The following is a 21,604-nucleotide window of genomic DNA, read 5'->3' as shown; positions in this document are numbered from 1 at the left end:
CGATGTCGGAGCCACCTGCCACAATGCAGGCGCCGGACCATTGAACAGCGGAGCGTGATCGTGACGACGTCCATCGAAGGCAGGATCGCCGAGGAAATCGGCGTACGCGAGCGGCAGGTGAGGGCGGCCGTCGAGCTGCTCGACGGCGGATCGACGGTGCCGTTCATCGCGCGTTACCGCAAGGAGGCCACCGAGTCGCTCGACGACGCGCAGTTGCGCACGCTGGAGGAGCGGCTGCGCTATCTGCGGGAGCTGGAGGAGCGGCGGACGGCGGTCCTGGAGTCGGTGCGCGAACAGGGCAAGCTGGACGAGGCCCTGGAGGCGCGGATCCGGGGCGCGGACACCAAGGCGCGGCTGGAGGACATCTACCTGCCGTTCAAGCCCAAGCGGCGGACGAAGGCGCAGATCGCCCGCGAGGCCGGGCTCGAACCGCTGGCCGAGGGGCTGCTGGGCGATCCTTCGGTGGAGCCGGCGGCGGCCGCCGCCGCGTTCGTGGACGCCGGCAAGGGCGTCGCGGACCCGGCCGCCGCGCTGGAGGGTGCGCGGGCCATCCTCACCGAGCGGTTCTCCGAGGACGCCGACCTCATCGGGGAGTTGCGCGAGCGGATGTGGACGCGCGGCAGGCTGGCGGCGAAGGTGCGGGAGGGCAAGGAGGAGGCGGGCGCCAAGTTCGCGGACTACTTCGATGTCGCCGAGCCCTTCACGGAGCTGCCCTCGCACCGGGTGCTGGCGATGCTGCGGGGTGAGAAGGAGGACGTACTCGATCTGGTCCTGGAGCCCGAGGAGCCCTCGGAGGCACCGGGGCCGACCGCGTACGAGTCCATGATCGCGCGGCGCTTCGGGATCGCGGACCGGGGCCGTCCGGCGGACAAGTGGCTCGGGGACACGGTCCGGTGGGCGTGGCGCACCCGGGTGCTGGTGCACCTGGGGATCGATCTGCGGCTGCGGCTGCGGACGGCCGCCGAGGACGAGGCGGTACGGGTCTTCGCGGCGAACCTGCGGGACCTGCTGCTCGCCGCCCCGGCGGGGACGCGGGCCACGCTGGGGCTCGACCCCGGGTTCCGTACCGGGGTGAAGGTCGCCGTGGTCGACGCGACGGGCAAGGTCGTCGCCACGGACACGATCTACCCGCATGTCCCCGCGAACCGGTGGGACGAGTCCCTGGCCAAGCTGGCGAAGCTGGCCGAGGAGCACGCGGTGGACCTGATCGCCATCGGCAACGGCACGGCGTCGCGCGAGACCGACAAGCTCGCGGGTGAGCTCTGTGCGCTCCGTCCCGAGCTGAAGCTGACGAAGGTGATGGTCTCCGAGGCGGGCGCCTCGGTGTACTCGGCGTCCGCGTTCGCCTCGCAGGAGCTGCCGGATCTCGATGTGTCGATCCGGGGCGCGGTCTCCATCGCGCGCCGGCTCCAGGATCCGCTGGCCGAGCTGGTGAAGATCGACCCCAAGTCGATCGGGGTCGGCCAGTATCAGCACGACCTCTCCGAGATGAAGCTCTCGCGCTCGCTGGACGCGGTCGTGGAGGACTGTGTGAACGGGGTGGGGGTGGATGTCAACACGGCGTCCGCGCCGCTGCTCTCACGGGTCTCGGGGATCGGTACGGGGCTCGCCGAGAACATCGTCGCCCACCGGGACGCGCACGGTCCCTTCCGCTCGCGGCGCGCGCTCAAGGACGTGGCCCGGCTCGGCCCGAAGGCGTACGAGCAGTGCGCGGGCTTCCTCCGGATCCGGGGCGGTGACGACCCGCTGGACGGGTCGAGCGTCCACCCGGAGGCGTATCCGGTGGTGCGCACCATGGTGAAGCGGACCGGCGGCGACGTGGCGGCGCTGATCGGGAACACGTCCGTCCTCCGGTCGCTGCGTCCCGCCGACTTCGTGAACGACTCGTTCGGTCTGCCGACCGTGACGGACATCCTGCGGGAACTGGAGAAGCCGGGCCGGGACCCCCGGCCGGCGTTCCGGACGGCCACGTTCAAGGAGGGCGTCGAGAAGCTGGCCGACCTGGCGCCGGGCATGGTGCTGGAGGGCGTGGTGACGAACGTGGCGGCGTTCGGCGCGTTCGTGGACATCGGGGTGCACCAGGACGGTCTGGTCCATGTGTCGGCGATGTCCCGGAACTTCGTCAAGGACCCCCGGGAGGTGGTGAAGCCGGGCGATGTCGTCAAGGTGAAGGTGATGGACGTCGACATCCCGCGCAAGCGGATCTCCCTGACGCTGCGGCTGGACGACGAGGCGGGCACGCCGAGGCCGGAGCGGGAGCGCTCCGGGGGCGGCGGCGCCGGGGCACCCCGGCAGCGGCAGGGCGGCCCCCGGGCCGAACGCGGCGGCCGCGGCGGCGGCCGGAACGGCGGCGGAAACGGCGGGCGTCAGAGCGCCCCGCCCCCGGTGAACAGCGCGATGGCGGACGCCCTGCGCCGCGCCGGCCTGACGGACCCGAAGGGCGGAGGCGGCCGACGGGGGTGATCCCGCCCGGTGCCGGCGGGCGGAGGCGGGGCCCGGCGCCCCGGCCCGCCGGTGGCGCGGCGGATACCTGACCGGGCGCCCCGTCGCACCGGCGAAGGGGCCGGGCGGAGCACCGGGGCGGAGTACCTGGGCCCAGTACGGCGCCCACCGGCGACGGGGCCGTGCGGAATACGGAGCCCGGGCCCTGGCCGGTGGGCCCTGGCGCCCGGGCCCACCGGCCAGGGGCGGGGTCTCGGTCCCCTGGCTGGATGGTCGGTTCTTTGGCGGGATGGTCGGTCCCCCGGCGGGACGCCTCGCCCCGCCGAGGAGCCCGCTTCCGGGCGGAACGGGCACCCCGTTCCACCCCGTTCCGCCGGCGGGCCCGGTCCCGGGCGCCGTCCGGGCGGGCGGCCCGTCGTCGTCGGTGGGGCGCCCGGTCAGTCTTCGGTGACGTGGCCCGCCGTGACGTCCAGGCGGCGGGTGGTGCGGACGGCGTCGAGCATTCTGCGGTCGTGTGTCACCAGCAGGAGGGTGCCGTCGTACGCGTCGAGCGCGGACTCCAGCTGTTCGATCGCGGGCAGGTCGAGATGGTTCGTCGGCTCGTCCAGGACGAGAAGGTTGACGCCCCGGCCCTGGAGGAGCGCGAGGGCCGCGCGGGTGCGCTCGCCCGGGGAGAGGGTGGTCGCGGGGCGCAGCAGGTGGTCGGACTTGAGGCCGAACTTGGCGAGCAGCGTACGGATGTCGGCGGGTTCGGTGTCGGGGACGGCCGCGCGGAAGGCGTCCAGCAGGGAGCCGGGTCCTTCGAAGAGCGCGCGGGCCTGGTCGACCTCGCCGACGACCACTCCGGAGCCGAGGGTGGCGTGGCCCGCGTCGAGCGGCAGCCGGCCGAGGAGCGCGGCGAGCAGCGTGGACTTGCCGCTGCCGTTGGCGCCGGTGATAGCGACCCGGTCGGCCCGGTCGATCTGGAGGGTGACGGGGCCGAAGCGGAAACCGCCCCGGGTGGCCTCGGCGCCGTTGAGGGTCGCGACGACCGCGCCGGAGCGCTCGGCCGAGGCGATCTCCATCCGCAGCTCCCACTCCTTGCGGGGCTCCTCGACCACGTCGAGGCGTTCGATCATCCGCTGGGTCTGGCGGGCCTTCGCGGCCTGTTTCTCGGTGGACTCCGAGCGCATGTTGCGGCCGGTCTTGTCGTTGTCGGTCGCCTTGCGCCGGGCGTTCTTGACGCCCTTCTCCATCCAGGCGCGCTGGGTGTGGGCCCGGGCCTCCAGGGCCGCCTTCCGGTCCGCGTACTCCTCGTACTCCTCGCGGGCATGGCGGCGGGCCCGTTCGCGCTCGGCCAGATAGGACTCGTAACCGCCGCCGAAGAGGGTGATCCGCTGCTGGGCCAGGTCGAGTTCGAGGACCTTGGTCACCGTACGGACGAGGAACTCGCGGTCGTGGCTGACGACGACCGTGCCGGCCCGCAGACCGGTGACGAACTTCTCCAGCCGTTCCAGCCCGTCGAGGTCCAGGTCGTTGGTCGGCTCGTCCAGCAGGAAGACGTCGTACCGGGAGAGGAGCAGCGAGGCGAGGCTCGCGCGGGCCGCCTGGCCGCCGGAGAGGGTGGTCATGGGCTGGTCGAGCCCGACGGTGAGGCCGAGCGTGGCGGCGGTCTCCTCGGCGCGCTCGTCGAGGTCGGCGCCGCCCAGGGCGAGCCAGCGCTCCAGTCCGGCGGCGTAGGCGTCGTCCGCGCCGGGCGCGCCGTCGACGAGCGCCTGGGTGGCCTCGTCCAGGGCGGTCTGCGCCGCGGTGACGCCGGTCCTGCGGCCCAGGAACTCCCGTACGGACTCCCCCGCGCGCCGCTCCGGCTCCTGCGGAAGGTGGCCGACGGCCGCGGTGGGCGGGGAGAGGCGCACGTCCCCGTGCTCGGGTGTGTCGAGTCCGGCGAGCAGCCGGAGCAGGGTGGACTTCCCGGCCCCGTTGGCGCCCACGAGGCCGATCACATCGCCGGGCGCGACGACCAGGTCGAGCCCGGAGAAGAGCGAGCGGTCGCCGTGGCCCGCGGCGAGGTCCTTGGCTACAAGTGTGGCAGTCATCAGGACCCCTGATCGTAGCCGAGCGGGATGGCCCGCTCGGCTGCGATCCCGGCCCCCGCCCGCGGCGCCGCTTCCGGGCGCCTCCGGCGCACTTCCGGCCGTCTTCCGCCGCCGGTTCCGCAGGCGGCGGCGGGGGCGCGCGGCCTCTCGTGCAACACACCGGCGTCCGGGGGGTGTTGACGGGCGGAGAACGCTCTTCCTGGCTTATAGGGTCGGTGTATGAGCGGCGGAACGTGCGATGTGATCGTGGTCGGCGGTGGGGTCATCGGGCTGACGACGGCGGTGGTGCTGGCGGAGAGCGGGCGACGGGTGGGGCTGTGGACCCGGGACCCGGTGGGCAGGACCACGTCCGCGGTGGCCGGGGCGCTCTTCTGGCCGTACCGTATCGAGCCGGCCCGGCAGGTCGGGCCCTGGCTGGAGCGGTCGCTGGGGCGGTACGAGGAGCTGGCGCGGGACGCGGAGGCCACCGGGGTGCGGGTGGTGCCGGGGGTGATGGCGAACACCCGGCTGGACGGGCTGGGGAGCTGGACCTCGCGGGTACGGGGGCTGCGCGAGGCGCGTCCTGAGGAGCTGCCCGAGGGGATCGTCCAGGGGGTGCGGGCGGCGGTGCCGCTGATCGACATGCCGGTCTACCTCCGGTATCTGAAGGCGCGGCTGCGGGCGGCGGGCGGCACGGTGGAGCGGCGTCCGGTCGCGCATCTGGGCGAGCCGGCGGCGGTGGCGGGCGCGGTGGTGGACTGTACGGGGCTGGGCGCCCGGGAGCTGGTGCCGGATGTGTCGGTCCATCCGGTGCGGGGGCAGGTGGTGGTCGTGGAGAACCCGGGGATCGAGGAGTGGTTCGTGGGCACGCTGCCGGGGGCGGGCGAGCTGACGTATCTGCTGCCGCAGCCGTACGGGGTGCTGCTCGGCGGCACGGCGACCGAGGGGTGCTGGGACCTGGGCCCCGACCAGGCGGAGGCCGACGCCATCGTGGCGCTCTGTACCCGGGTCGTGCCCGCCCTGGCGGGGGCGCGGGTGCTGGAACACCGGGTGGGCCTGCGGCCGGCCCGCCCCCGGGTACGGCTGGAGGCCGTACCGCTGCCCGGGGGCGGGCGCCTGGTCCACAACTACGGGCACGGCGGCGCCGGGGTCACCGTGGCCTGGGGGTGCGCCGAGGAGGCCGCCCGGCTGGCCACCGGGTGACACGTCCCCGGCGGCTCGGGGCCGGCCCGGGGCGCGGTCCGGCCGGGTCCCGGGCGTACGGGTGGCCGCGCCCCGGTCAGCAGGTGGCCGGGGTGGCCGCCGTGAGGTGGAAGTCGGCGCGCTCGTCGAGGAGCAGGGCCGCCAGGGCCCGCTGGGACTGGCGCAGCGGTACGAACGCGCCCTTCCCGGTGGGCAGGGCGACCACCCCGTGCAGCGCCAGCACCTCCTTGACCTGGGCGTACTGCGCGGCGTCCAGGCGGTAGCCGCAGGGTGGGTGCTGGAGGATCCGGTCCGGGGCCGCGGGGTCGTTGTCGGCGCCCCCGAGGTAGATCGGGCCCCGGTCCTTGAGCCCGGCGAGACGGGCCGTGGCGGTGGCCTTCGCGATCTGGCTGCGGCGCTCCTGGCTGAAGGTGAAGAGGCCGCCCAGGGCGTCGAGCTGGCTGGTCACCCGGCGGCGGTTGTTGACCGCGGGGTCGGCCTTCTCGGCGTCGGTCAGCGGGTTGACGCGGCTTTCGATGAGGAGGCCGAGCGCGTGTTTGACGCCCGCCGCGTTGCGCAGGATGCGCTCCTGGCCGTCCCCGGCGGTCTGCCGGATGGGCTCGCCGGTCACCGGGTCGGTCCAGATGCCGTACGTGCCGATGGAGTGCCCTCCGGCGCGGGCCGCCGGCCGTACGTACGCCTCGGAGAGGCTCTGGGCCGCGTCGTGCACCCCGGGCGCGGTGTTGAGGTTGCGCGGCCAGAGGTCGAAGAGGTCCTTGTCGTAGTAGGGCGGGGTGGCGCCGTACTCGTGCAGGTCGTAGATGATGTCCGGGCGCCGATCGCGGAGGACGGCGGCCATGGCGCGGGCCTCGGCGGTGGTGAGTTCGATGTGGTCGCGGTTGATGTCGACGCCGTCGGAGTTGCCCCGGGTGTCGGCGGCCCGGCCGTCGGGGTTGGCGGTGGGCACGACGAGGACGCTCGTACGGTCGAGGAAGTTCCGGGTCGCGCGGTCCTTGGCGTAGGCGAGGTCGCGGACGGTGGTGAGGCACGCTTCGCGGCCGGACGGTTCGTTGCCGTGCTGGCTGCACACGAGCAGGACGGTGACGGGGGCGTGGCGGGCGCCGAGTTCTACGAGTTGGAGCGGACGGCCCTGCCGGGTGGTGCCGATGGTGCGGAGCGCGACGCGCTCGCCGCCCCGGGCGACGGCGGAGAGGAACTCCTGTTCCTGGGGCTGGCTGGTCCACGCCGCGCCGTCGCTGGTCTCGAATCCGGTACGGGGCACGGTGGCCGCCGGGGGTGCGGCGGCCGGGGGCGCGGCGTGCGCGGGGACGACGGCCGCCGGCAGGACGAAGGCGGCCGAGGAGACGGCGAGGGCGAGGGTGCGCGCCCCGGGGAGGCGGCGGAGCACCCCGGTGGGGCGGGCGGCGCCGACCGGGCGGGCGGAGGGCAGGGCAGGGGGCGTCGGGCTCATGGTCCGCTGGTCCTCCATCGTCATCGGCCGCCGTCACCCGGGATCGGCGGGGTCGGGCGGAGCGGGGTCACGCCGCTGGTCAGGGGGGTGTGCGGGGTGACCGAGGGGGCGGCGCCCGTGGTGGCGCGGTCGAACGCCCGCCCGCCACCGGCCAGCGGGACGTACGCCGCCGTACGGGCCAGGTCGAGGGTGAGGGTGGGGGTGGTGGACGGCGGTTCGATCAGGCCCCGGTCCGTCCCGGCGACGATCAGCGCGAGCCGGTGCCCGGCGGGGACGACATGGTCGGTGGCGGCGAGTTGGAGGGTGATCGTGTACGGGGTGCCCGGGGTGAGCGGACGGCCGCGCTCCGGTGTCGCGTGGGTGCCCAGGTCGGCCCAGCCCCGGCTGACCACGGTGTGGTTGACGTCCACGGTGCGGGCCGCGGTCTCCCGGTAGCAGGAGCTGTCGGCGGTGGTGCTCGGGCCCCAGCAGCTCCGCTCGGCGAGGGTGACGATGCCTTCGCCGTCACCGCCGTAGTCCCGGATGGTGTCGGGGCCGAGGTCGACCAGGACGGCGGTGAGATGCGCGGTCGTGGTGGTGGGGGTGGCGGTGACGGTCACCCGCGAGGAGCCGGAGATCCGCAGGTCCTGGCTGAGCGGGCGGGTGGTGAAGCCGGCCTTGGCCGGGGTGGGGCGGTCGATGTCGGTGGCCCAGTCCCGTTCCCCGAGGCGCCGGTTGTCGGTGAAGGTCTCGGTGGCTCCGGGGGCGGCGGGCGTCCGGCCGAGCGCCCCGACCCCGGGCTGGGTGCCGCTCGCCGGGTGGAGGGCGACGGGTGCGGTGGTGCGGGGCGGCCAGGAGGTGTCGGTGGTCCACCGGTCGGGGGCGCGCTCGATGTCCGCCATGGGCTCGCGGTCGATCCCGTTCCGGTATCCGAGCAGGTAGTGGTCGAACCAGCGGTGGAGGGTGGTGACCCAGGTGGCGCGGCGGAAGTCGAACGGGTCGACATGGCCGGTCTGGGAGAGCCAGATCTTGCGCTCCACGCCGGCGTCGGCGAGCGCGTCCCACCACTGGCCGAGGTGTTTCATCCGGACGTTGAGGTCCTGCATGCCGTGCACGGCGAAGACGCTGGCCTTGACCTTGGCCGCGTTCGGTACGTAGTCCCGCTCGCCCCACAGGGGGGTCAGGTCGCCGCTGCGCGGGGCGCCGTCGATCAGCCGCTGCCGGACCGCCTGGCAGCGGGCGCGGGCCTCGGAGCTCTGCACGGCGTTCGCGAGACCGTCGGGGCCCGAGCCGAAGAGGGGCGCGCCCTGGGCGAAGTAGTAGTCGTACCACGAGGAGATGGCGCCGATCGGGACGATCGTCCTGAGCCCCTGGACGCCGGTGGCCGCGACGCCGTTGGCGATGGTGCCGTCGTAACTCTTGCCGATCATTCCGGTGGCGCCGGTGGTCCACTCGGCCGCCACCCGCTCGCCGCCGGTACGGCTGCCGTAGCCGGCGGCCCGGCCGTTCAGCCAGTCGATGACGGCTTTCGCCGACTGGATGTCGGAGGCTCCGCCGATGTCGACACACCCATCGGAGCGGCTGGTTCCGGTCAGATCGACGGCGACGAAGGCGTAGCCGCGCGGGACGAAGTAGTTGTCGTAGTACAGCGGGAAGGAGGTCGGGGTGCCGTCGGCGTCGTAGGTCTTCGTCTGGTTCTCGTTGCCGCGCCCGCAGCAGGCGTAGTACGGGCTCGCGTCCATGATCACGGGGATCTTGCGGCCCTGGAGCGCCGGTTCGCGGGGGCGGACGATGTCGACGGCGACCCGGTCGGTCCTGCCGTCCTCGTCGAGGTCGAGGCCGGTGTCGACCCAGACGGACTCCCTGACCGCCTCCTCGTACGAGTAGACCGGCTCGCTCTGCCGGACCTGGCCGCCGGTCACCCCCGGTGCGCCCGGCGCGGCGGCCTGCGCCGTGGCCGGTGAGAGCAGGACAGCGAAGACTGCGGCGACGGCCGCGGCGGCGAGTGCGCCACGCGACCGGCGTCGGAAGGACGAGCGGGCACCCCGCGACCGGATCTCCATGGGGCGGAAGCTACCCCGGTCAACTCCCGTTCAAAAGAGGTCAGTCCCGAGTTCAGGGAGACTCCGGGAAGACTCCGGGGAAAGATCAGGGGCGCCCCGGAGAGACCGCGCCTCGCCACGGGGGCAGGGAGGGCGCTCCCCGTCAACACGGGAGCGGCGCTCTGTCCCTCTGGCGCGGGGCCCGGCTGGGAGCGCTCTCATACCGCCCTGCCAGCGGCTACGCTGGGCACCTTCCGGCCGCCGTATCCACGCGGCCGTGTCCCTGGCCGTATCCATGGCAGCATCCACGCCGCCGTATCCGCCGAGGAGGAGTGCACGTCGTGTCCGAGCAGCCCCCCGGGGCCCGCCCCACGCTGGAAGCCGTCGCCGCGCGCGCCGGGGTCTCCCGGGCCACGGCCTCCCGGGTCGTCAACGGCGGTGCCGGCGTACGCAGACCACTGGCCGACAGGGTGCGGCGGGCGGTCGAGGAGCTGGGGTACGTGCCGAACCACGCCGCACGCTCCCTGGTCACCCGGCGCACCGGCGCGGTCGCCGTGATCATCGCGGAGCCGGAGGTCCGGATCTTCTCCGATCCGTTCTTCTCCCAGCAGATCCGCGGCATCAGCAAGGAGCTGACGGAGCACGACACCCAGTTGGTGCTCCTGCTGCTGGAGGACCCCGGCGACTACGACCGGATCGCGCGCTATCTGGCGGGTGGTCATGTCGACGGCGCGCTCGCCTTCTCGCTCCACACCGACGACCCGATCCCGGCGATCACCCGGCGGGCCGGGATCCCCACCGTGTACGGCGGCCGGCCGAGCTGGTCCTCGGCCGCGGACCAGCTCGTGGTGGCGTACGTGGACGCCGACAACCGGGGCGGCGCCCGGGAGGCCGTACGCCATCTGCGCGACCTGGGCCGGCGGCGCATCGCGCATATCGCGGGCCCGCTCGACCAGACGTCGGCCACGGACCGGCTCGACGGCTACCGGGACGTCCTTGTCGACGGCGATCCGGCGCTGATCGCCGAGGGCGCGTTCACCGAGGAGAGCGGGGCACGGGCGATGGCGGAGCTGCTGGACCGGTGCCCGGATCTGGACGCGGTGTTCGCCGGGAACGACCTGATGGCGGCGGGCGCGCTGCGGGTGCTCAGGGAGCGCGGCCGCTCGGTGCCGGCCGATGTGGCGGTGGTGGGCTTCGACGACATGGACGCGGTGGTGAGCGCCACGGACCCGGCGCTCACCACCGTCCAGCAGGACGTCTACGGACAGGGCCGGCTGATGGCCCGGCTGCTGCTCCGCGGCCTCGACCGCGACCGCGAGGGCTCGGCGGCCCCCGGCCCGGTGATCACCCCGACCACCCTGGTACGACGCGACTCGGCCTGAGGCCGCCGCCCTCGGACGGGCGGGACCGGCCCCGAGAACCGGTCCCGCGGGGAAGAGGAGCGCTCCGCCGGGCCCGGATGGGCGGGGCGGAGCGCTCCTGGGCGGGGGTGTTCCGACGGGTGGCGGCGCGCTGTGGTGCTAGCGGGTCGCCGTGGAGTGGGGTGGTACGGGGAGGGTGGTGCCGTCCGAGAAGGTGACGGTGGTGGCGGTGGCGCCGTAGTTGTGGGCGGTGTAGGTGCGGGTGCCGTTCTTCTCGAAGACGGCCGAGGTGGGGATCGAGCCGGTCACCGTCGCGTCGGGGGCGCCCACCGTGTTCAGGGTGGTGATCCAGTGGTAGGTGTGGGCCTTGGACTCGCCGGCCTCGGGGGTGTAGGCGTCGGCGCCCGCGTTCCATTTGGCCTGGGCGGCGGCGGGGTCGGCCAGGGCCTCGAACTCCCAGAGGATGTCGCGCCATTCGACGGCGGGGCCGCCGTTCTCCCGTTCCATCTCGGCGAGGTTGCGCCGGATGGCGTCCTTCACCCGGCCCAGGTGGAGTGAACCCCCGGTGACCGGGAGGACGTTGATGCCGTGGATCTCCTCGGGGTTGGCGGTCCACCAGGTGGCGTAGGCGGCGCCGCTGCCCCACACCATGCCGACCGTGTCATGGCCGTACGAGGCGGGGAAGACCTCCTGGTCGGCGTCGAACCAGTACTGGGCGATCGCCTCGGACTCGGTGGCCAGCAAGTAGCTGCCCAGGTCGCGGAGTTCGGTGTCGCCGGTGGCGGAGCCCCAGAGCACCAGGGCGGCGCTGAGGTTGGTGGACTCGGAGGAGGACTCCTGGTTGTTGCCGGCCGCGAAGCCCTGGTGTCCGGAGGCCCAACTGTGGCCCGCGTACACGTCGAAGCCGCGCAGGAAGGGGAAGGCGGAGTCGGTGCGGCTGGGGTTGGCGGCGTCGCGGACCAGCATCTTCACCATCGAGCCCCAGGCGCTGTCGGCCGCCCATCCGGCGTCGTACTGGGCCACGACGGCGGCCGCGTAGACGTAGTAACTGTAGTGGAAGTGGTGGTCGTTGAGCTCGGTGTCACTGCCGTACGAGGCCGGGTACCCGATCAGGGTCCGCCACTCCCGGTCGTAGCTGAACTCGCTCGCGCCGCCCGCCGTGAACCACTCCTCCAGCCGGCCCTTGAGGAGGCCGAGAAGCTGGTCGCGGGTGGCGGTCTCGCCGATCTGGTCGGCCACGGGGACCAGTTGGGCGAGCCGGCCGAGTGCCTTGCCGGTCCAGTACGTGTCCGTCGCGCCGGAGAACGGGTCGGCGGCGCCGGTCACCTCGTCCAGATACCCCTTCAGGCGCGCCCGGTCCACCCCGTCGGAGGCGGGCAGTGCGGGGAGTACCCCGGAGGCGGGCTGGCTGGTGGTGAAGGAGGTTGCCTCGCGGACCTTCATCGTGCCGCGCGGCGAGACGTAGGTGTACGGGGTGAGCTGATCGGTGGTGTGCAGCCACTGGTGGCGGTAGAGGGCCTGGAGGGTGCCGGTCTCGGTGCCCTCCTGCGGCTCGGTGGTGAGCCGGTAGGTGGCCTCGACCGTGCCGGACCCGGCGCGCCATGCCACCTCGGATCCAGTGACGAAGCTGTAGGCGTAACTCCGGTACGTGGCAAGGGCGTCGGTGGAGGGCAGAACGGCGAGGGAGAAGTAGTCGCGGCTGCCGAGCCCGGCCGTGATGGTGGAGCCGGCCACCGACCAGTCGCTGCCGGTGGGCGCGAAAAGGGCGTAGTGGTGGCCCGCGACGGTGATCCCGAGGACGTTGCCGTCGTCGGCGAAGACGGTGGGCGCGGCGGCGGTGGTGATCCGCGCGTCACCGCCGCTGCCCTTGGCGTAGACGAAGGGCAGGCCGTGGCCGATGGTGGCGCGGAGGGTGCGGGCGCCGTCCGACCAGTAGGGCGTGACCGTCCAGTCGGACCAGGAATCGGCCTTGGTGTCGGGCGAGTTGAGCCCGGTGAGACCGAGGGTGAGGTCGGCCTTGTGGGCGTACTCGTACTGGCGGCCCTCGCCGACGATCGCGGGTTCGGTCGGGTAGCCGACCTCCAGGCCGCCCGAGGTGGCCTGGTAGGTGAGGGGGTGGCCGTACATGGGGGTGGAGTACGGGTTGTCGCCGTACCGCTGGAAGGCGAGGGAGGACCACCAGTCGTTGGTGGGCACCGGCTCGTTCCTGGCGGCCTCGGTCACCTTGGGGGTGACGGGGGTGCCGGTGTTGGTGGTGGGTCCGGATGTGCCCGCGGGCCGGGTGTCGGAGTAACTGCCCGCCCCCGCTGGGACATCGGCGGCTGCGGCCGGGACGGCGGCGGGGCCGAGGCCGATCGCGGCCAGGGCGCTGACCAGGACCAGCGCGGCGGCGGGTCTGGCTCGGGATACGGGCGTCATGTGCGGCACCTCGCGGGGGTGTGGGGGGTGGGCCCGGTGGGGGGATTGCCGGGGTGGCGTGGGGAGTTGAAGGGTCGGGGGTGGGGGCCGAGGGCGCCTTCGAGAGCGCTCTCAGATGTCAGGAAACGTAAAACTCCTGAAACAGAAGTGTCAATACGCAGGACACGGAGGCGAGTTACCCCGCCACCTCGCTGTTATGCGTTCGAGTCTTGACGGGGCGGGGTGGGCCGGGGCACGCTCCACCCCAGATTCTGAGAGCGCTCTCAATCGGCTCTCGTGTGGATTCCGAAGCCAAAGGAGGCTTCCCATGCCCATCGCCCGAGCCGCCGCCAGGGCCGCGGTCCGTCTGGGTGCGGTCGCGCTCTCCGGGGCACTGCTCGTCGCCTGTGGATCCGGCTCCGCCGGGAACTCCGGCAGTGCGGGAGGCAAGGTCACGGTCACCGTCGACCTGTTCGGCTCCTTCGGCTACAAGCAGGCCGGACTCTACGAGGAGTACCAGAAGCTCCACCCGGAGATCACGATCAAGCAGAGCGACACCGAGGACGAGGCCGACTACTGGAAGTCGCTCCAGACCCGGCTGGCCGGCGGGGGCGGGCTCGCCGACGTACAGGGCGTGGAGGTCGGACGGATCGCCTCGGTCACCCAGCAACAGGCCGACAAGTTCGAAGACTTGAAGCAGTACGGCGCGGACTCGCTCAAGGACACGTTCGCCGAGGCCAAGTGGTCGGCCGCGACCACCCAGGACGGCCGGATCCTCGGTCTGGGCACCGATGTCGGGCCCGAGGCGATGTGCTACCGCTCGGACCTCTTCGCGAAGGCGGGGCTGCCCACCGACCGGGCCGAACTGGCGAAGAAGTGGTCCACCTGGGACGGCTATCTCGCGCTCGGCAAGGAGTACATGGCGAAGGCCCCCGCGAAGAGCGCCTGGCTGGACAGTGTGGGAAGCCTCTTCTCCATCATGATCGGACAGGAGAAGGAGCGGTACTACGACGCCTCCGGAAAGCTGATCTACGAGCAGAACCCGGCGGTGAAGACCGCCTGGGACACCTCGGTGAAGGCGGCCGGCAGCGGGCTCAGCGCCAAGCTCGACCAGTGGTCGCCGCAGTGGAACCAGGCGTTCGCGGCGGGGTCGTTCGCCACCATTCCGTGCCCGGCCTGGATGCTCAGCTATATCAAGGGCCAGGCGGGCGACGGCGGTTCGGGCAAGTGGGATGTCGCACCGCTGCCCGGCGGGGCGGGCAACTGGGGCGGCTCGTACCTCGCCGTGCCGCGCGCCGCCGAGCACAAGAAGGAGGCGTACGAGCTGATCAAGTGGCTCACCGCGCCCGAGCAGCAGGCCAAGCTCTTCCGTGACCAGGGCCTCTTCCCCTCGTCCACCGGCGCCATCGACCAGGTCGCGGACGCGAAGGACCCGTACTTCTCCGACGCGCCGATCGGCCAGATCTTCGGCGACGCCGTCAAGGCCGCGCCCGTGCAGGTGATCGGCGTCCATGACGCCAATGTCAACCAGCAGATCACCAACGCGCTGAGCGAGGTCGAGCGCAAGGGCACCTCGTCCGAGAAGGCGTGGGCGACGGCGAAGAAGGGCGTCGACAACGTCGTCGGCTGACCCGGCGCCCGGCCCCGGCAGGTCCCACCCCGGACCGCCGGGGCCGCTTCCCTTGGCCCCTCCCTGCCCTCCCGGCCCCACCTGGCCTCTCCACACCTCTCCCCCACCGCGCTCCGGCACGCCTCTCCCCGTCTGCGAAGGCCGACCATGACCCTCACCGCCACCGCGAAGGCGGCGCCCCCGCCCCCGCCGGGTGCCCCGGCGCCCCGGGTGTCCGCCGTGCGCCGCACCTGGCGCACGCTCTCGCCGTACGCCTATATCGCCCCGTTCTTCACCCTGTTCGCCGCCTTCGGGCTCTTCCCGCTGCTCTACACGGCGTATGTCTCCCTCTACCGGGTGGAGTTGCAGACCTCCTCCACCATGGAGTGGCGCGGGCTCGGCAATTACACGGCGGTCTTCGGCGACGAGTTCTTCTGGACCGCGCTGCGCAACACCTTCACCATCGGGGTGCTCTCCACCGTGCCGCAGCTCATGATGGCGCTGGGCCTCGCCCATCTCCTCAACTACAAGCTGCGCGGCCGCACCTTCATCCGTACCGCGATGCTGCTGCCGTACGCGACCTCCGTGGCCGCCGCCACCCTGGTCTTCGCCCAGCTCTTCGGCCGCGACTTCGGTCTCGTCAACTACGTGCTGGGGCTGGTGGGTTTCTCCCCCGTCGACTGGCAGAGCGGGACCGTCGCCTCGCAGATCGCCGTCTCCACCATCGTGATCTGGCGGTGGACCGGATACAACGCGCTGATCTATCTGGCGGGCATGCAGTCGATCCCCGGCGAGCTGTACGAAGCGGCCGAGGTCGACGGGGCCTCGCGGTGGCGGCAGTTCGTCCACATCACCCTGCCGGGGCTCCGTCCCACGATCCTCTTCACCGTCGTCGTCTCGACCATCGGCGCCACCCAGCTCTTCGGTGAGCCACTGCTCTTCGAAGGATCCCTCTCCGGCGGCATCAGCCACCAGTACCAGACGCTCGGCCTCTACCTGTACGAGCAGGGCTGGGGCTTCTTCCACCTCGGCAGGGCCGCCGCGATCGCCTGGGTGATGTTCCTGCTCATCCTGGTCCTCGTCGGGGTCAACGCCCTGATAGCGCGCCGCCGTTCACGCAAGGAGGCCGCCCGGTGACCACCCTCGCCGCGCCCCCGACCCCACCCTCACCGTCCTCCGGTACGGGGGGATCCGCACCCTCCGCCGGGTCCGGCCGGCCCCCGGGATCCCGGCGCCGCCGCAGCCGCGCCGGGCGGACGATGCACGGCGGGTGGCTCTCGTACACGATCCTCGCCGTCGCGCTGCTCTTCTCCGCGTTCCCGTTCTACTGGACGATCGTCGCGGCCAGCCGCTCCAACGCCGATCTGGCGAAGGTGCCCCCGTCCCTGCTGCCGGGTCCGCATCTGATCGAGAACTTCGACGCGGTGCTGGAGCAGGCGGACATCGGGCTCGCCCTGCTCAACTCGCTCATCGTCGCGGGGTCGATCACGGTGGGGACGGTGCTCTGCTGCACGCTCGCCGGGTTCGCCTTCGCCAAGCTCCGGTTCCGGGGGCGCGGCGCGCTGCTCGCGCTCACCATCGGCACCATGATGATCCCGCCGCAGCTCGGGGTGATCCCGCTCTTCATGCTGATCGCCGAGTTGCAGTGGGTCAATCAGCTCCAGTCCGTCATCCTGCCGGGGCTGGTCTCCGCTTTCGGGGTGTTCTTCATGCGCCAGTACCTGGTGCAGTCGCTGCCCGACGAGCTGATCGAGGCCGCCCGGGTGGACGGCGCCTCCACCGCGCGGATCTTCTGGTCGGTCGTGGTGCCCATCGCCCGGCCGGGTATGGCGGTCCTCGGGATGCTGACGTTCATGGCGGCGTGGAACGACTTCTTCTGGCCGATCATCGCGCTCTCCTCGCAGAACCCGACCGTGCAGGTGGCGCTCCGCCAGCTCGGCGGCGGCTATGTGCACGACCAGTCCGTGATCATGGCGGGCACCCTGCTGGGCACCCTGCCGGTGCTGCTGGTCTTCGGGGTGCTCGGCCGGCAGATCGTCGGTGGGATCATGCAGGGCGCCGTGAAGGGCTGAGGCCCTGCCGCGCCCTGCCGGGGAGGGGCGCCGCCCCCCCGTTCGCGCCGCTCACACCCCGGCCGCCGCTCCGGGCGCCCCCGCGCGCGCCGTGGCGGCCCCGGCCGCACCACCCCTACCCTCACCGTTCCATCGCTCACCCAGGGAGCCCTGACTGATGACCGCTGTCGACGCTCACCCCCTGACCGGGACCGCAGCGCCGGTCCGCTTCCCCACCGGCTTCCGGTGGGGCACGGCCACCGCCGCGTACCAGATCGAGGGCGCGGCCACCGAGGACGGCCGCACCCCGTCCATCTGGGACACCTTCAGCCGTACCCCCGGCAAGGTGCGCAACGGCGACACCGGCGATATCGCCGCCGACCACTACCACCGGCTGGACGAGGACATCGCCCTGCTCAAGGAAGTGGGCGTCACCGACTACCGCTTCTCGGTCTCCTGGCCGCGCGTCCAGCCCACCGGCCAGGGCCCGGCCTCGCAGCGGGGCCTCGACTTCTACCGCCGGCTCGTCGACTCCCTGCTCGAAGCCGGTATCCGCCCGGTCGCCACGCTCTACCACTGGGACCTGCCCCAGGAGCTGGAGAGCCCGCCCGCCGCCGGATCCACCGCCGGGGGCGGCTGGCCGGAGCGGGACACGGCGGAGCGGTTCGCCGAGTACGCGCACCTCGTCGGCGCGGCCCTCGGCGACCGGGTGGCCACCTGGACCACCCTCAACGAGCCCTGGTGCGCCGCCTTCCTCGGGTACGCCTCCGGGGTGCACGCCCCCGGCCGTACCGACCCGGCCGCCGCGCTGCGCGCCGCCCACCACCTCAACCTGGCGCACGGCCTCGCCACCCGGGCGCTCCGCGCCGCCCTGCCCGCCGGCTCCCCGGCCGAGCTCTCGCTCACGCTCAACCTGCACGCCCTGCGCCCGCTCCACGACACGCCGGCCGACCGGGACGCGGTCCGCAGGATCGACGCCGTGGCGAACCGGGTCTTCCTCGACCCGGTCTTCCACGGGCGGCTGCCGGAGGACCTGGTCGAGGACACGGCCGCGCTGACGGACTGGGCGTTCGTGCGGGACGGCGACCTGGAGACCATCTCCGCGCCCATCGACTCGCTGGGCATCAATTACTACAACCCGACCGTCGTCACCGCGGGCACCTCGGACACCCCCTCGCCGTACCCGGGCACCGCCGACCGGGTCGGCTTCGTACCCGCCCCCGGGCCGCGTACGGCGATGGACTGGCCGGTGGACGCGGACGGGCTCTACGAGCTGCTCACCCGGCTCAGGGACGAGCTGCCCGGCACCCCGCTGATGGTCACCGAGAACGGCGCGGCGTACGACGACTACGCGGACCCGTCCGGCGCGGTCCACGACCCGGAGCGGGTCGCCTACCTCCGCTCCCACATCGCCGCCGTGCACCGGGCGATCGAGGACGGCGCGCCGGTCGGCGGGTACTTCCTCTGGTCGCTGCTGGACAACTTCGAGTGGGCGTACGGCTACAGCAAGCGGTTCGGGGTCGTCCATGTCGACTTCGCGACCCAGCGCCGTACGCTCAAGGACAGCGCGCGCTGGTACGCGCAGGTCATCGGGCGCGGCGGACTGGACTGAGGCTCCCGCTCCCCCTCGCCGGCCTTCTCTCCGACCCCCTCTAAGGCCCCCTCTCCGCCCTGCCCGGCCGCGTCCCCTCCGCTCACCCCCCGGACATCTCCGTCCGGGGGGTGAGCGCGTTGTCGAGGGGGCTCGCGCGGGGGCGCCGGGGTGCGCGGGATGGCGAGATGTTTCCGCCGGATGTCTTGACAGTGACGTCGAGCGGTCCCAGGATCCTCCTCAGCCGCAATTAACTATCCAGTACGTTAATTAGAGGAGCCCCGCGTGTCCGCTCACTCGCCCGACGCCTCGCCCCCGTCCCCCACCCCACCGGGCAAGCCCCGCCAGGCCGCCGTGGCCGCCTGGATCGGCAGCGCGCTGGAGTACTACGACTTCTTCATCTACGGCAGCGCGGCGGCCCTGATCTTCCCCAAGGTCTTCTTCGACCCGGACCACCCCGCCACCGCGACGCTGATCTCGCTGGGCACCTTCGGCGTGGCGTACGCGACCCGGCCGCTCGGCGCGTTCCTCCTCGGGCACATCGGGGACCGGCTCGGGCGGCGCCGGGTGATGGTGCTGACGCTGCTCATGATGGGCGTCTCCACCTTCCTCATCGGCTGTCTCCCCACGTACGACCAGATCGGCACCGCCGCCCCCGCCCTGCTCGTCCTGATGCGGATGCTCCAGGGGGTCTCGGCCGCGGGCGAGCAGGCCGGGGCGAGTTCGATGACGCTGGAGCACGCGCCCGAGCACCGGCGCGGCTACTACTCCAGCTTCACGCTGAACGGGACACAGGCCGGGCAGATCCTCGCCACCCTGATCTTCATCCCGGTCGCCGCGCTCCCCGACGACCAGCTCTACACCTGGGGCTGGCGGATCCCGTTCCTGCTGAGCGCGCTGGTCGCGGTGGCGGGGTATGTGATCCGGCGGAACCTGGAGGAGACCCCCGCGTTCCGCCGGGTGGCCGCCGAGCCGGCCCCCGCCGCGCCGCCGCTGGTCCATCTGCTCCGCGAACACTGGGCGGATGTGCTGCGGGTCGTCGCCGCGGCCACGATCGCGACCGTCTCCACCATCTTCACCGTCTGGGCGCTGTCGTACGCGACGGGCGACGCGGTCGGCATGGACCGCTCGGCCATGCTCTGGGTCGGGGTCGTCGCCAACGCGGTGGCGCTGCTCGCCATCCCGCTCTGGGCGCGGCTCTCCGACCGGATCGGCCGCAAGCCCGTCTTCCTCATCGGCTCGCTCGGTTCCGGGGTGATGGTCTTCGTCTACCTGTGGGCGATCTCCACCGGCTCCTACCCGCTGGTGCTCCTCGCGGGCATCGGGTTCTTCGGGGTGGTCTACAGCGCGGCCAACGGGATCTGGCCGTCCCTGTACGGGGAGATGTTCCCGACCCGGGTACGGCTCTCGGGCATGGCGATCGGCACCCAGATCGGCTTCGCCGTCGCCGGGTTCGCGGTCAGCTTCGCGGCCCAGATCGCGGGCCCCGACGGGGACAACTGGGTGGGCGTCGCACTCTTCACCGCCGCGTTCTGCCTGCTCAGCTCGGTCGCCGTGGTCACCGGACGCGAGACGTTCCGGGTGCCGACCGGTGCGCTGGGCGGGCGGCGGGAGAACGGGCGCGAGGGCGCGCGGACCGCCGAGTCGGTCTCGCCCTGAGGCCGTGCGCCGGGGCCCGGAGGCGCGCGGTCGGGCCCGTACGACCGGAATCGTACGACCCGGCCCGTACGACCGGACCCGTACCGCCGGGCCCGTACGACCGGATCCCGCCGGCCCGCGCCACCGGCCCCGTACCGCCGGAACCCGTACCACCGCACCCGTACCGCCGGACTCGTACCGCCGCACACGTACCGGCGGACCAGCCCGCACCACCGCCGGCCCCGGCCGGCCCGAACGGAATGATCAGGATGCCGAACCCCTCACCTGTACTCGTCCTCAACGGACCCAACCTCAATCTGCTCGGCCTGCGGGAGCCGGCGGTGTACGGCACGGAGACGCTCGCCGACATCGAGGCGCTCTGCCATGCCACCGCCGCCGAGCACGGTCTGCGGGCCGACTTCCGGCAGAGCAACCACGAGGGGGTCCTGATCGACGCCGTGCAGGAGGCGCGCACCGGGCACCTCGGCATCCTGATCAACCCGGCCGGGTACAGCCACACATCGGTGGCGCTGCGCGACGCGCTGGCGGCGGTGGAGCTGCCGGTCGTGGAGGTCCATCTCTCCAACATCCACCGGCGCGAGGCGTTCCGGCACCACTCGTATGTCTCGGCGGTCGCCGCCACGGTGATCTGCGGCGCGGGGGCGCACGGTTACGCGCTGGGGCTCGCGCATCTGGCCCGGCTGGTGGGGGCGGCCCGATGACGGAGCAGTCGGGTCCCTCGGGGTCCTCCTCGTATCTCACCGGTCTGATCGGCGCGGGCATCGGGCCCTCGCTCAGTCCCGCGCTGCACGAGCGGGAGGCGGACCGGCACGGGCTGCGGCTGGTCTACCGCACCCTCGACATCGACGAGTTGGGGGTGGGGCCCGAGGCCGTCGGTGAACTGGTGCGGGCGGCGCGGCTGCTGGGGTTCGACGGGCTCAACATCACCCACCCCTGCAAGCAGTTGGTGATCGAGCACCTGGACGAGGTGGACCCGGCGGCGGCGGCGCTCGGCGCGGTCAACACCGTGGTCTTCCGGGACGGCCGGGCGATCGGGCACAACACGGACGCCACCGGCTTCGCCCGCTCCTTCGCCCGGGGGCTGCCCGGGGTGGCCACCGGGCAGGTCGTCCTGCTCGGCGCGGGCGGGGCGGGCGCCGCCGTCGCGCACGCCCTGCTCACCCTGGGGGTGGAGCGGCTCGGCGTGGCGGACACCGAGCCGGTACGGGCCGGCGCGCTCGCCGGGGCGCTGAACAGCCGCTTCGGCGCGGGGCGTGCGAGCGCCGTGGCGATGGCGGAGCTGGCCCCCCGGCTGGCCGCCGCCGACGGTCTCGTCCACGCGACACCGACCGGTATGGCCGGCCACCCGGGGCTGCCGCTGGACGCCGGGCTGCTCCGGCCGGGGCTCTGGGTGGCCGAGGTCGTCTACCGGCCACTCGACACCGAACTGCTGCGGCGGGCGCGGGAGATCGGCTCGCCCACCCTGGACGGCGGGGCCATGGCGGTCTTCCAGGCGGCGGACGCCTTCCGGCTCTTCACGGGGCGGGAGCCGGACCCGGAGCGGATGCTCGCGGACCTCGCCGAGCTGGTGGGCGTTCCGGCGGTGTGACTCGGCCCTGGTCCACCGCCTCGGCCCGCCTCCCCCGGCCGGCCGAGGGGCGGTGGCCGGCCGCCCGGCGGGGGCCGGGCCCCTCGGCCGGGACGGCGCTCGTCCCGGCCGAGGGGCGGGTCCGGTGGCCCTCCGACCAGCCAGGGGGCGGGGGCGGCTCGATAGAGTGGCGCTGTCG

Annotated in this window: 14 protein-coding genes; 10 read left to right on the top strand and 4 right to left on the bottom strand. The window is 73.1% G+C overall.

Annotated features, from left to right (window positions below):
- Nucleotides 1–60 precede the first annotated feature (60 nt).
- Nucleotides 61–2,463: a Tex family protein gene (locus AB0O07_RS03910; protein WP_365626344.1), complete on the top strand. Its 2,403-nt coding sequence runs from the start codon at nt 61–63 to the stop codon at nt 2,461–2,463.
- A gap of 416 nt (nt 2,464–2,879) precedes the next feature.
- Here the strand turns inward: AB0O07_RS03910 and AB0O07_RS03905 are convergent, their stop codons facing one another.
- Nucleotides 2,880–4,517, bottom strand: a complete 1,638-nt coding sequence (locus AB0O07_RS03905; protein ID WP_365626341.1) for an ABC-F family ATP-binding cassette domain-containing protein — start codon at nt 4,515–4,517, stop codon at nt 2,880–2,882.
- A 219-nt stretch (nt 4,518–4,736) separates the two neighbouring features.
- On the opposite strand from AB0O07_RS03905, the gene AB0O07_RS03900 reads away from it, so the two are divergent.
- Nucleotides 4,737–5,699 carry an FAD-dependent oxidoreductase gene (locus AB0O07_RS03900; protein WP_365626338.1) on the top strand — a complete coding sequence of 321 codons (963 nt, stop codon included), beginning with the start codon at nt 4,737–4,739 and terminating at the stop codon, nt 5,697–5,699.
- Between the two features lie 76 nt (nt 5,700–5,775).
- Here AB0O07_RS03900 and AB0O07_RS03895 read toward each other — a convergent pair whose 3' ends face one another.
- Both AB0O07_RS03895 and AB0O07_RS03890 read right to left on the bottom strand, forming a co-directional pair.
- Entirely contained in the window at nt 5,776–7,149 is a 1,374-nt protein-coding gene (locus AB0O07_RS03895; protein ID WP_365626336.1) for a M14 family metallocarboxypeptidase, read from the bottom strand.
- A gap of 20 nt (nt 7,150–7,169) precedes the next feature.
- Complete coding sequence (locus AB0O07_RS03890) at nt 7,170–9,191, bottom strand: Xaa-Pro dipeptidyl-peptidase (protein ID WP_365626333.1); 2,022 nt, start codon at nt 9,189–9,191, stop codon at nt 7,170–7,172.
- Between the two features lie 320 nt (nt 9,192–9,511).
- Between AB0O07_RS03890 and AB0O07_RS03885 the strand changes: the two genes are divergently transcribed.
- Nucleotides 9,512–10,552, top strand: a complete 1,041-nt coding sequence (locus tag AB0O07_RS03885; RefSeq protein ID WP_365626330.1) for a LacI family DNA-binding transcriptional regulator — start codon at nt 9,512–9,514, stop codon at nt 10,550–10,552.
- 138 nt (nt 10,553–10,690) lie between these two features.
- On the opposite strand, the gene AB0O07_RS03880 is transcribed toward AB0O07_RS03885, so the two are convergent.
- Nucleotides 10,691–12,949 carry a glycosyl hydrolase gene (locus AB0O07_RS03880; protein ID WP_365626327.1) on the bottom strand — a complete coding sequence of 753 codons (2,259 nt, stop codon included), beginning with the start codon at nt 12,947–12,949 and terminating at the stop codon, nt 10,691–10,693.
- A 307-nt stretch (nt 12,950–13,256) separates the two neighbouring features.
- Here AB0O07_RS03880 and AB0O07_RS03875 point away from each other — a divergent pair, with 307 nt between their 5' ends.
- The 7 genes from AB0O07_RS03875 (at nt 13,257) to AB0O07_RS03845 (ending at nt 21,426) form a co-directional block, all read left to right on the top strand.
- Nucleotides 13,257–14,558 (top strand): extracellular solute-binding protein, encoded by a 1,302-nt coding sequence (locus AB0O07_RS03875; RefSeq protein ID WP_365626324.1) that lies wholly within the window; start codon nt 13,257–13,259, stop codon nt 14,556–14,558.
- 147 nt (nt 14,559–14,705) lie between these two features.
- Nucleotides 14,706–15,674, top strand: a complete 969-nt coding sequence (locus tag AB0O07_RS03870) for a sugar ABC transporter permease (protein WP_365626321.1) — start codon at nt 14,706–14,708, stop codon at nt 15,672–15,674.
- A gap of 122 nt (nt 15,675–15,796) precedes the next feature.
- On the top strand, nt 15,797–16,609 hold the full coding sequence (locus tag AB0O07_RS03865; protein WP_365627979.1) for a carbohydrate ABC transporter permease: 813 nt from the start codon (nt 15,797–15,799) through the stop codon (nt 16,607–16,609).
- 157 nt (nt 16,610–16,766) lie between these two features.
- Nucleotides 16,767–18,200, top strand: a complete 1,434-nt coding sequence (locus AB0O07_RS03860; RefSeq protein ID WP_365626318.1) for a GH1 family beta-glucosidase — start codon at nt 16,767–16,769, stop codon at nt 18,198–18,200.
- Nucleotides 18,201–18,464: 264 nt separating this feature from the next.
- Nucleotides 18,465–19,838 (top strand): MFS transporter, encoded by a 1,374-nt coding sequence (locus tag AB0O07_RS03855; protein WP_365626315.1) that lies wholly within the window; start codon nt 18,465–18,467, stop codon nt 19,836–19,838.
- A 248-nt stretch (nt 19,839–20,086) separates the two neighbouring features.
- Complete coding sequence (gene aroQ / locus AB0O07_RS03850; RefSeq protein WP_365626313.1) at nt 20,087–20,539, top strand: type II 3-dehydroquinate dehydratase; 453 nt, start codon at nt 20,087–20,089, stop codon at nt 20,537–20,539.
- The gene (locus AB0O07_RS03845; protein WP_365626310.1) at nt 20,536–21,426 is read left to right on the top strand and encodes a shikimate dehydrogenase; all 891 of its coding nucleotides are present in this window, start codon (nt 20,536–20,538) and stop codon (nt 21,424–21,426) included. Before aroQ ends, AB0O07_RS03845 begins: the two co-directional genes overlap by 4 nt.
- Nucleotides 21,427–21,604 lie beyond the last annotated feature (178 nt).

It is taken from the genome of Streptomyces sp. NPDC093085 (assembly GCF_040683935.1).
In the GTDB taxonomy this organism is placed as follows: domain Bacteria; phylum Actinomycetota; class Actinomycetes; order Streptomycetales; family Streptomycetaceae; genus Streptomyces.
Note: the sequence above shows the minus strand (reverse complement) of the source record. Positions and strands in the feature narration are given on the sequence as shown.